Raw genomic sequence first — 12,243 nt, 5'->3', positions numbered from 1 at the left:
ACAAAATACGTATATTTTTTATTGTTAACACTTTTTTGTTCGTTTATAATGTTAAGCTAAATTCTTGGAATTAATCTTTATTGATTCTAATTATTTTTGTCGAATTTACAGAGTATCTTTAACAGAGGGTTTTTCTATTATTAATTATGAATAAAACTTATATTTAAAATATCATCCAAAATAATACGAATAAAATCTAAAAGTAGCAAAGATAGTCTTGTTGCTATCTTTTTCATATTCTGCACTGCTGCAGTTAGTAGGCATTGCTCGGATACTTTTTCGCGTCCGCGGAAGCGAGCATAGCGAAGCCCATGCAAATTTTTTGAATCTGCGAAGCTTCGCTCAACTGTTTCTTTTCTTCTATTGTAAATTCCCTTTCCTTTTTCAGTTTTAAGAAAGTTCTTATTATCATCTTTATGATTTTCCCAAACATGTCGTCTAATTGTTTTATATTTAGCTTTTTCTCCAAGACACTTATCTTTATGAGGGCAATACATACAAATTTCTTCAAAACATCTATATTCTCTATAGCCTTCGCGAGTCGTAGTTTTATATATTAACGCAACATTATTGGGGCAAATATAGATATCTTTATCATAGTCATAAATATATTTATTCTTAGTATACATTCCTTTTTTATGAGGAGAACGTCTATATGCAACTACTGGTGTTATATCTCTATCTACAATCCCCTTGAAAATAGGATTACTTGAATATCCTGCATCTAAACCAAGATATTTTGGCTTTATACTAAATACTTCTTTAATTCTATCTATTCTATTTAGTATTGGCTCGCTATCGCTGACATTACCAGGGGTAACATGTACATCCATAATAATATTATTTTTACTATCTACAGTTCTATGATCTAAATAAAAGAATCCTTCTGGTTTATTATCTCTCATCATATATCCACTATCAGGATCTGTAGTACTTTTCTTAATTTGCTTTGTTTCTTCTTTTTCTTTTCTTGGTTTTAAAGGTTTTTTATTATGATTTTCTCTATCTAAATTCACATCAATATCTAGTTGTTCTATATACTCTTTAGGTGTTACTTGTACTTCAATTTTTTCAAACTTACGCTTATTAGCATTAGCTTTTATATGTGTTGAATCAGAGTAAAGAATCTTACCACCAACTAATCCTTTTTCCATAGCTTGAAGAACTATATTATCAAATATTTTTTGTGGAATATCAGTACCTTTAAATCTTCTAATTCTATTTTGACTTATTGTAGATGAATCTGGAATTTTTTCAGTAATTGAATAACCTAAAAACCATCTATATGCTAAGTTTACTTCTATGTCTTTAACTAGTTGCCTTTCGGAGCGGATGCCATAAAGATATCCTATAAATAACATTTTAAATAGTACTACTGGATCAACAGCTGGTCGACCATTTGTATGGCAATACAAATCATTAGTTAACTCTCTAATAAATGAAAAATCTATGTATTTATCAATTTTTCTTAATAAATGGTCTTTCGGAACTAATTGTTCTAGCATAACCACTTCCATTTCATTTTGCGCTTGTCTTCTTTCGTTTATCATCACCAAAACCTCTATGTAATAAATTAATATATTTTAAATTATATTACATATTTGTATAAAATTAAAGACTGCTGACACTTTGTCAGCAGTCTGAAAAAGACAGTATTTTAAAATACTGTCTTTATAGCTTGTATTAATATATTGTTTTCCTCTTTAGTTCTTACTGCAACTCTATAATAATTATTATCAAGTCCTTTATAATTGTTACAACTTCTTATTAGAATTCCCCTTTTTATTAGATAATCTTTAAAATCTATATTTTTAAGAACCTTAAACATTATAAAATTAACAGATGGTTTAAATACCTTTAAATCCTTAAAAGATTTTAATTCATTATAAAGATATTCTTTTTGTAAATTAAGATATTTCTTTGTGTCTTCTATATACTCTTTTTGCATTAAAGCCTCTATAACTCCATCAACAGCTACTGAGTTTATACTCCATGCTACTGTAACCTTATTTATTTTTTCTATTACACTTTTATTATTTGAAATCCCATATCCTATTCTTATTCCTGGCATTGCAAAAAACTTAGTTAATGATTTTATTATAATTATATTATTATATTTATTTAAAATATATTTTCCAGTAAATTCTTCTGAGTTATCTACAAAATCAAGAAAGGATTCATCTAATACTACTATAGTTTTTGTTTTCAAAGCTTTTTTAGCAATTTCCTCTATATATTTATTAGATGTTACAACTCCCGTTGGATTATTTGGATTACATATGAACACCATATCTATGGTTTCATCTATCTTATCTATTAATCCACCATCTAAATTAAATTTATTTTCTTCACTTAAATAGTAATATTCTATTTCTCCATCAATACTTAAAACGGCCTCTTCATATTCCCCAAATGTTGGTGCCGGAATTAATACCCTTTTAGGATTTAATCCACGAACTACGTTAAATATTACTTCTGCTGCTCCATTACCTAAGATTAAATTTTCTTCATTTATACATTCATAATTACTTATAGATTTTTTCAAATTATAATAAGTTATATCTGGATATTTACTCACCTTATCTATTGCATTAATCATTGCCTTTTTAACTTCTTTATTTAACCCTAATGGGTTAATATTAGCTGAAAAATCTATAATTTCATCTTCATGCATTCCGTATTTTCTTGAAATTTCTGCTGTATTTCCACCATGAATAGATTTAGTCATTATAAAAGCCTCCAAATTAAGTTTATTAAAATCCCTAAAATATATCCTAAAATAGCTACTCCGTACAAAATCTTATTAGTTGAATCTATATCAGATAATTCTATTTCTTTTAGTTTATCTCCAATAGTAGGTTTTTCTACTAATTTTCCAAAATAATAATTTGCTCCTCCAAGTTTTATCCCTAATGCACCTGCTACAGCTGCCTCTGGATGAGCACTATTAGGACTTGTATGATTATACTTATCTCTATTATAAATTTTAAAACTATTTTTCCAATTTAACTTTAAAATAAAGGCTGTAAGCACAGTTAATAATCCAGTAATTCTTGCTGGTATGTAATTAAACACATCATCTAACTTTGCTGGGAAAAACCCAAACTCCATATATTTATCATTTTTATATCCAAACATAGAATCCATAGTATTTACTGCTTTATATGCCATTGCAAGAGGTGCCCCTCCAATTCCTGCATAAAATAAAGGTGCTATTACTCCATCTGACATATTTTCTGCTATAGTTTCTACAACAGCTCTTATTATACCTTTTTTATCTAAGGATTTTGTATCTCTTCCAACTATATATGATAGTTGCTTTCTTGCACATTCTATATCATTTTTTATTAAATAATTATAAACCTTTAATCCTTCTACTTTTAATCCCTTAGCTGAAATACAGAAATAAATTAATATTCCACTAAAAATAACTCCTGCTACTATATTAATATTTAAAATAAACTTTATAATAATATAATTAATAAAATATACTGCTAAAACCACAATAATCCATGTTATAAGTCCTGCTAATTTTAAATATTTTTTCATAATACTTCTAAAGAAATTCTCTAAAACTCTACATAAATTACCTATGATTCTAACTGGATGTATAGGATTTTGTGGATCTCCTATTATTAAATCCAATAAAAAACCTATAGTTAAATCTATCATTTTTATCTACCTACTTTACTTCTTCTACTTTTTCTACCTTTATTTCATCACTTACTAAAATAGTTAATTTATAACCTTTTCCACACTCTGGTTGCCATTGATAAAAGCTTTTTCTTTTATCATAAAAAAGTTCTAATATTGTTCCAATAGTTCCCCCGTGAGACACTAACATAACTGATTGTAATTTTTTCACTTTACAGTTTCTTATAAAATTTTTAAAAGTATTTACAATTCTATTTATATATATTTTTTTACTTTCACCATTAGGACAATGTACATCACCTAAATCATCTGTAATCCAATCTATATATGCTTTTTCCTTTTTTAACATCTCATAAGATTTTCCTTCAAAATCACCAAAATCATATTCTGAAAATCCACTTATAACTTCATATTGTTCATTAGGATACAAGATTTCAAAAGTTTCATTAGCTCTTGTAGCACCACTTGTAAAATACTCATTACACTGTGGATATTTTATATCTTTTAACAACTTTATTAATTCACTTCTTCCTTCTTCACTTAAGGAAGGATTACTTGTCCCACAATATAACCTTTCTTCGTTAAAAATAGTTTTTCCATGTCTTAACATATATAATTCTAACTTATACATCTTTAAGCACCATTTCTAAACCACAAAAAATTCTATATACCTTATTAGAATTTTCACTTAAAAATTGTAGGCATCTACCAGTATTTTCTCTCCATACTCTTTCTTCTTTCTTTAATGGAACTATTCCAGATGAAATTTCATCACATATAATTATTTTATCTTTTAAAATTTCTTTATTATCTATTAAAATCTTAAGTGGATCTAATGAGTCTTTACCTGCAGCATATGTAAACTTATGTAATCCACAAATAACTCTTTTAGATAAATCTATTTCTGAGCTATTACAATAAAATATATCTACCTCTTCTATTTTATATTTTTCTTTAACCCATTTTATTTTTCCGTTATATGCCCCTCCAAAAACTAATATCATTAGTAACCCTCCTTATATAAGTGTTAAAAATAACACTCCAATTAATTCTGAAATAACAAGTCCATATCCTGCACTATCTCCAGACATACCACCTAATTCATTTGCACTACTTCTTACTACTAACAAACCTGAAATAATCATTAAAATAGGAATTATTAATGCCTTTATATTGAAAATTAGATAAAAGGCTATCGATACTATAATTAAAATCCCTACTAATATTAACTTATCAAACTTTCCAGTATCTTTTCTAAAATATGCTCCTAATGAGCTTTCTTTCATTGGATTTTTACATATCAATAATAATCCCATAAGTCCTCGTGATATTATCGGAATTAAAATAAATCCTAAAGTATTAATATTATTATCCACAATTGTATAAATAGCAGCAAAATCAACTATAAATAATATTCCCAAAGATATTACTGCAAAAGCTCCTGTATTTGGATCCTTTAATATTCTAATTTTTTCTTCTTTGTCTCTTCTGGATAAAAGGGCATCACAAACATCCATATAACCATCTAAATGTAACATTCCTGTAATTACAAATGGAATAATCATAGTTATAGCTGAAGATAACATAGTAGACATTCCTAAAAGCACCGTTAATTTATATATTCCATACCAAATTAATCCTATTACAAAACCTATAAAAGGATAAAATTTAAGAATATGCTTTGCGCCTTCATCATCCCACTGATAATAAGGTAATGGAATTATTGTAAACATACTAATAGCCATTAAAAATCCTTTAAAATATTTTTTCATATTATTTCCTTTAATAATTCCTTTCCTTTATGTTTTATAACATTTCCATAAATACATTCTATAACTATATCAGAAAAAAAAGCTATTTCCCTATTAATATTTCCAAGTTCCCTTCTAAAGTTTTCAGTATAATTATCATAAATTATACTATCACCAAATACATAATCAGAAACTATTATAACATTTTTACTCCTTTCCTTTATTTGTTCTAAACCCATAATTATTTTAGATTTCACATCCTTTATAAAATCTTTTTCCAAAAACATTTCATTGGTTACAAGGGAAGTTATACTATCTATTAATAGCGTATCATTTTCATTTATATATCCTAAAACTTCTTCTATATTTTTTTGCTTTTCTATAGTCTTAAATCCGTATCCTTCTCTATCCTTTAGATGATTTTCTATTCTTTTTAAATCCTCTAAGTCATATGGATTCATTGTTGCAACATAATATAAATTTCCATTTTTATCTTCTAAAGCTTTAGCTAAATTTTGTCCATACATAGACTTTCCACTTTTAGCTCCTCCAACTACTAAACAAATCACTTTTCTATACCCACTCTTGCTGGTATCTTACTTTGTTCATATGGATGTTTAATCGGATTAATTTCTGATACATAATGAGCTAAATCTATTAACTTTTTATCTGGATTTCGTCCTGTTAAAACTACTTCTAAGTTTTTTGGTTTATTTTCTAAAAATTCTACAACTTTATCTAATTCTAAAATTCCATAATTTAAAGAAGCCATAATTTCATCCATAATTAATAGATCATATTTTTCTTCTACTGCCTTTTTAGTAACTTTTTCAAATCTTTCTCTGTGCTCTTTAATTACTTCAAGTTTATCTTCTTCACTTAAATAATTAAAAAATCTCTTCATAGGCACCCCTAAAAAAACATGAAAATTATCGCTTAATTTTTCTATTGATTTAAGCTCTCCTGTATCATTATCTTTTAAAAATTGAGTTAATAATACCTTATATCCTCTTCCACAAGCTCTCATACCAAGCCCCATAGCTGCTGTTGTTTTTCCTTTTCCATTTCCACAATATATATGAATAAGTCCTAATTCCATTTTAATCCTCCTAAATTTCTACTATATAATTTTCTTTTTCTCTAACTTCATCTAAATAACTTGAATCTATTTCTGCTTCTTCAAATGTTGCCATATTACTAATAACTGCACAGGCATAATCTACTATAGAAAACGCTATTGGGCATCCACTTCCTTCACCTAATCTCATATCTAAATTAACCATGGGTTCTAAATTTAATTCCTTCATAGCAATATTATATCCAATTTCCTTAGATAAATGAGATGGAATCAAATATTCCCTTATTAAAGGGTTCATCCTTACTGCTGCTAATGCTGCTACTGAAGATATAAATCCATCTATAACTACAGGAATTCTATAATATGCTGCACCTATAAAAACCCCTGCCATAGCTGCTAAATCAAAGCCGCCTACTTTAGATAACACATCTATTGGATCACTTTTATTAGGTTTATTTATCTCTAAGGCCTTTTTTATGACTTCTTTTTTCTTTTCAAAAGCTAAATTGGTTATACCGGCTCCTTTACCAATAGCATATTTAATATCACAATTTGTTAAGGCAATTAATACAGCACTACTTGTAGTTGTATTTCCTATTCCCATTTCCCCTACACCTAAAATGTCATATCCATAATTATTAGCTCTTTCTACCATTTCAATTCCAATACTTATTGCTTTTATACATTCTTCGTAAGTCATTGCAGGTTCTTTTGATATATTATTTGTGCCTTTTCTTATTTTTCTATCTATTACACCATGAATTTTTTTATCAGTATTGACACCTACATCTACTACCATTAAATCTGAGTTACCTTCCTTTGCAATAACTGCAACTCCAGTTAAACCCTTTGTAAAGTTAATAGTTTGAGCTAGTGTTACATATTGAGGAGCTGATGCAACTCCTTCCTCAACTACACCATTATCTGATGATAAAATAATAATACACTTTTTCTTAATTTTATTTTTTACCTTTCCTGTAATTCCAGAAAGTTTTACTGCTATATCTTCTAATTTTCCAAGACTCCCTAATGGTTTCGCTAATGAATCTAACCTTTTTCTTGTCTCTTCCATAACTTCTTCATTTATAGGATTAATATTATTTATAAAATTAACTAAACTATTTTTATTATTCATATTACTCTCCACCTATTTATAAAAAAATAAAAAGCACCTTACTTTTGTAAGATGCTTGTATACATTAAATATAGATATAAATATACTTCTATTTTATACAATACACCCTTCATACACCGTGAAGTTTATAGTGCTTTAAGTAAAGGCAGGTATTCCGGCTTAAGAATCATTGCTTCTTTGCCTTAGTCTTCCCAAAATTAAATTTCAGTGACTATTAAGACTAGCTCCTCTTTTACGGCGGCGGGACCGCATAGGCTTTTAACCTATTTCCCTTTTAATGTAATAAACAACCCTTACAGAATTATTCCTCTTTTTGTTATAATAGCTTATAATTTATATAAAAGTCAATGATATAGAATGTGAATTTAAGATTATGACTCTATTAATGGCACTTATTTAATTTTTAAAATCTAAAAAACTTTTAATGTAAATAAATAGAGGATACTAAATTTTTATAAATTCCTTATCCTCTTAAACTAAATATTATTTATAACTTTCAGTTAATTTTATATTTACTACTTTTTCTATACCAAAAGAACTTTTAATTAAAACTTGTGTCCTATTATTAATAAATTTCCCCTTAGTTTTAACCCAAAATGCTATTGAGCCACCAATTAATGAAACAACCTTAGGCCCTATTATATCTATATCTCCTACTGTTTCTAAAAATATTGCTCCTGTTGCATAAGGAAGTTTATTTTTATATTTATCTACAACTGTTACTGAAACTCTAGTTGTATCTAGCTCTTTTCCACATAGTTCATTATTATCTACAACTACTTTCAAATCTGTAACTACAGGATTTTCACAAAACTTCTTGCTAGAAGCCTTTTCTCCATTTATATATCCTATAAATTCTATTTCACTCCATTTGCTTCCCCAATCTCCATTTAACAAATCAACCTTAATTGGTGGATACTCTAAATATTTTAAATTTTCATCTACAGTATTTTCATCTCTTTTAAATATTCCTAAGCTGCGTCCACCTAGTATAACCTCTACTTCTTCACAATTTGTACATAAGTATATAGGAAAGGCTATTCCCTTATCTCTTTCCCCTCTTGACCATAAAGTTAATGGCTCCACAATGGCTTGAATTTTAGGGTTCTTTTGACTTTTATACATATAAGCTGCATATTTAGGTTGCCTAAACATATCCATTACTCCATGATAGCAAATTCTATCACCGGATCCAAAATCAAAATGTGTATTATAATCAAATGCACACCATCCTATTGCACCTAAATAATCATCTGAACTTCTTGATTTACTTTGTACTACACCATGTCTAAGAGCTTGTTCTACTACTCTTTGTTCATGATCAAAAGATTTAGTTGGATATATATGTCCACAAAATTCTGTAACTAAATAAGGAACTTTCTTTTCTAACTTAGTAACTGTATCTCTACTTCTTAGTACTATTTCTCCACCATCATAACTAAAATCATTCATAGTATATATATCCTCAAAAAAGCTACTACCTTCTAAGTATCTTACTCCACAAGTTGGTCTACTACTATCTATATCTCTAGCTACTTTATTAGTATTTGAGTAAAGCTCATCATCATCAAGAGATTCATTTATTCTAACTCCCCAAGTTATTATTGAAGGATGATTAAAATCTCTATTTATCATTCCTTTAACATCCTCTAAAACTTGTTGTCTCCAATCCTCCCTTTGACTTATATGTTGCCATCCTGGTATTTCTTCTAAAACTAATAAACCTATCTCATCACATCTATCTAAAAAATAAGGTGATTGAGGATAATGAGAGGTTCTTACTAAATTAATACTTAGTTCATCCTTTAATATATCTGCATCTTTTATTTGAGCTCTTTTTGGCATTGCATATCCAACATAAGGAAAAGATTGATGCCTATTTAAACCCATTATTTTTATTTTCTTCCCATTTAAATAAAAACCTGTACCGTTAACTTCAATTTTCCTAAATCCAATATTCATTGTACTACTGTCTAATATTTCATTGCTAATAAATAAATTCATATCTGCCCTATAAAGTCTAGGATCTTCTAATGACCAAAGTTTTATATTATCTAACTGAATATCATTTAATTTATACCAATTAGATCCTTTTTTAACTTTAGTATAAAACTCAAATTCTTCTTTTCCTATTTTTAATGTTATTAAATTATTTGTATCTTTATTATTACTATTTATTAAAACCTTTGGAGATACTACTACTTTACCAGTGCCATTAAGGTAGTTTTCAACCTTATAATCATAATGAATATTTTCTATAAAACAACTGTTATGTTCATAAAGAAATACATCTCTATATATTCCTCCAAAAGTTAAATAATCTAATACACCTCCAAATGGTGGAACATCTTCTCTTTCAGTTGAATCAACCTCTACATATATTTCATTTTCTTTATCAAAATGTACAAAATCAGTAACCTCTATAAAATGAGGTATATATCCTCCTTTGTATTCATTAACATAATTATTATTTATAAATAATTTAAAAGCTGTCATTACACCATCAAACTTTAAAAATATTCTTTTATTGCTATTTGATACTGTAAAATTTCTTTTATAACATGATATTATTTGATAATCTCTTTCATCAAAATAATTATAAGGAATTTCTTTATTTGTATGTGGTATTATTATTTCCTCATAACTTTCAGAATCTAAAACTTTAAATTGCCAATTATCATTTAATAAAATTTTATTATTAGATACCATTTTAAATCCCCCCTCACATCAACATTAGATAATATTAAACATTTAAAATATAATTTACTCTTCATATAGTTTACAAAATCTTCCCTTAAGTTATTTCTATAATTTTACTAAATCCCCTTCATAAATATATATAAATCTCGATATTTTCCAGATTTTCTATACTTTTTAACATAAATAAATTACTTATGTTAAATATAAATACTCTGTTAGATTAAACTGTTGATATGGTAAAAAATTAATGGAAGAGCATGTCTTCCATTTATATACATATTCTTTTTTTACATATGTTCCGTTAAATCTTCTTACTTTCCTTTGTAAAAAATGACTTATAAAATACAAATATTAAAGTTATAATACAACTCACAATTACAATCACCAAATAATACAATTATATATAATAAAATCACCTAGCAAGATTAAATATTCTTACTAAGTGATTTTTTATTTGAAAAATCTCAATAATAATTATTCTACTATAGTTTTCAGATATTCACCTTTCTTATTTTTATATATTATTAAATTAATTTCCAATTAATTTTTCTAAATTTTTAGTATTAAAAGTTTTTTTATAAAATATTATAAAAGATATAATAGTTATTAAAGCTGCTATTACATCTGCAAAAGGTTCTGCCATTAATACTCCCATTAATTTATTATTAAAGAATGTTGGTAATATAAATATAAATGGAATTAACAGAATTATTTTTCTAAGTAAAGCTAACATTAAAGATATCTTAGCTTGACCCAAAGCAAGAAAAGTTTGTTGACATGCTATTTGAGCTCCAAACATAAATATACCTGCGAAATATATTCTTATACTCCAGGAAGTAATTTCTACAAGCTCTGGCTTATTATTAAATATATTTACAAATACTTGTGGGAATAACATTAATAAGGCCCACATTACTCCTGTATATGCTAAACAACTAATAAGTAAAAGTTTAAATGTCTTCTTTACCCTCTTACTATTTTTAGATCCATAATTATAACTTATAATAGGTTGAGCACCTTGGGATAATCCCATTAATGGTAAAATTACTATTTGCATAACACTACTCATTATAGTCATAGCTCCAACTGCTAAATCTCTTCCATACATAAATAATTTATTATTTAATGTTATTAACACTAAACTTTCAGTAGCTTGCATTATAAATGGAGATATTCCTAATGCAATTATTGAACCTATAATTTTAATATTAGGTACTAAGTATTTCTTTCTTATTTTAATAATACTTTTTTTACCAAATAAAAATACTAAAACCCATATTGCTGAAATTATTTGAGCTAATATTGTAGCCAATGCCGCTCCTTTAACTCCCATATCTAACCCAAATATAAATATTGGATCTAAAATTATATTTATAACTGCGCCTATCATTACAGTTACCATTCCCGTTTTAGCAAACCCTTGAGTATTTATAAATGGATTCATTCCTAATGCAATTTGGACAAAAACTGTTCCAATTAAATATAGTGTTAAATAATCATTTGAAAATCCTATTGTAGCTTCACTTGCTCCAAAAGTCCAAAGTATAGGTTCTTTAAAGATTAAAAATCCTATAGTTAATAAAACACCTAAAACTATTAACATAGTAAAACTATTACTAATTATTCTTTCTGCTCCTTCATTATCTTCTTCTCCCATTTTTATAGCTGCTAATGGAGCTCCACCCATACCTACAAGTGCGCTAACAGCTGATATTATCATTATTATTGGAAATACTACCCCAACTCCAGCCATTGCTAGATCTCCATTAGGTATCCTTCCTATAAAAATTCTATCAACTATGTTGTATAAAACATTAACAAGCTGAGCTATTATAGCCGGTAATGCTAATTTAAACAATAAATTTCCTACTGGATCTTTTCCTAAATTCGTTGTTCCTCTAGACATCTATTCATCCCCTTTGAAA

General features: G+C 27.2%; 10 protein-coding genes, 1 pseudogene and 1 riboswitch. All 11 genes and pseudogenes read right to left on the bottom strand.

Going from position 1 to position 12,243, the window contains the following annotated elements; all coding sequences use genetic code 11:
- Positions 1 to 118 precede the first annotated feature (118 nt).
- Positions 119 to 1,550 (bottom strand): annotated as a pseudogene (locus CP523_RS12995) (IS1182 family transposase).
- Between the two features lie 107 nt (positions 1,551 to 1,657).
- On the bottom strand, positions 1,658 to 2,728 hold the full coding sequence (gene cobD / locus CP523_RS12990; RefSeq protein WP_066678208.1) for a threonine-phosphate decarboxylase CobD: 1,071 nt from the start codon (positions 2,726 to 2,728) through the stop codon (positions 1,658 to 1,660).
- Positions 2,728 to 3,672 (bottom strand): adenosylcobinamide-phosphate synthase CbiB, encoded by a 945-nt coding sequence (cbiB, locus tag CP523_RS12985; protein WP_066678210.1) that lies wholly within the window; start codon positions 3,670 to 3,672, stop codon positions 2,728 to 2,730. Before cbiB ends, cobD begins: the two co-directional genes overlap by 1 nt.
- Before the next feature lie 10 nt (positions 3,673 to 3,682).
- Positions 3,683 to 4,285, bottom strand: a complete 603-nt coding sequence (locus CP523_RS12980) for a histidine phosphatase family protein (RefSeq protein ID WP_066678211.1) — start codon at positions 4,283 to 4,285, stop codon at positions 3,683 to 3,685.
- The gene (locus tag CP523_RS12975; RefSeq protein ID WP_066678212.1) at positions 4,278 to 4,658 is read right to left on the bottom strand and encodes a bifunctional adenosylcobinamide kinase/adenosylcobinamide-phosphate guanylyltransferase; all 381 of its coding nucleotides are present in this window, start codon (positions 4,656 to 4,658) and stop codon (positions 4,278 to 4,280) included. Before CP523_RS12975 ends, CP523_RS12980 begins: the two co-directional genes overlap by 8 nt.
- A 12-nt stretch (positions 4,659 to 4,670) precedes the next feature.
- A complete protein-coding gene (locus CP523_RS12970) occupies positions 4,671 to 5,426 on the bottom strand; it encodes an adenosylcobinamide-GDP ribazoletransferase (protein ID WP_066678213.1) in 756 nt (251 codons plus the stop codon).
- Positions 5,423 to 5,974 (bottom strand): bifunctional adenosylcobinamide kinase/adenosylcobinamide-phosphate guanylyltransferase, encoded by a 552-nt coding sequence (locus CP523_RS12965; protein ID WP_066678215.1) that lies wholly within the window; start codon positions 5,972 to 5,974, stop codon positions 5,423 to 5,425. Before CP523_RS12965 ends, CP523_RS12970 begins: the two co-directional genes overlap by 4 nt.
- The gene (locus tag CP523_RS12960; protein WP_066678217.1) at positions 5,971 to 6,504 is read right to left on the bottom strand and encodes a cob(I)yrinic acid a,c-diamide adenosyltransferase; all 534 of its coding nucleotides are present in this window, start codon (positions 6,502 to 6,504) and stop codon (positions 5,971 to 5,973) included. The genes CP523_RS12965 and CP523_RS12960 overlap by 4 nt, the downstream gene beginning before the upstream one ends.
- Positions 6,505 to 6,514: 10 nt before the next feature.
- Positions 6,515 to 7,618 carry a nicotinate-nucleotide--dimethylbenzimidazole phosphoribosyltransferase gene (gene cobT / locus CP523_RS12955; protein WP_066678219.1) on the bottom strand — a complete coding sequence of 368 codons (1,104 nt, stop codon included), beginning with the start codon at positions 7,616 to 7,618 and terminating at the stop codon, positions 6,515 to 6,517.
- Between the two features lie 127 nt (positions 7,619 to 7,745).
- Positions 7,746 to 7,928, bottom strand: a riboswitch (cobalamin riboswitch).
- A gap of 173 nt (positions 7,929 to 8,101) precedes the next feature.
- Positions 8,102 to 10,327 carry a glycoside hydrolase family 2 gene (locus tag CP523_RS12950; RefSeq protein WP_066678221.1) on the bottom strand — a complete coding sequence of 742 codons (2,226 nt, stop codon included), beginning with the start codon at positions 10,325 to 10,327 and terminating at the stop codon, positions 8,102 to 8,104.
- Between the two features lie 520 nt (positions 10,328 to 10,847).
- On the bottom strand, positions 10,848 to 12,224 hold the full coding sequence (locus CP523_RS12945; RefSeq protein ID WP_066678223.1) for an MATE family efflux transporter: 1,377 nt from the start codon (positions 12,222 to 12,224) through the stop codon (positions 10,848 to 10,850).
- Between the last annotated feature and the right edge of the window lie 19 nt (positions 12,225 to 12,243).

This window comes from Clostridium septicum (assembly GCF_003606265.1).
In the GTDB taxonomy this organism is placed as follows: Bacteria; Bacillota; Clostridia; order Clostridiales; family Clostridiaceae; genus Clostridium; species Clostridium septicum.
The sequence above is the reverse complement of the archived record's forward strand: the minus strand, read 5'-3'. Positions and strand labels throughout refer to the sequence as shown.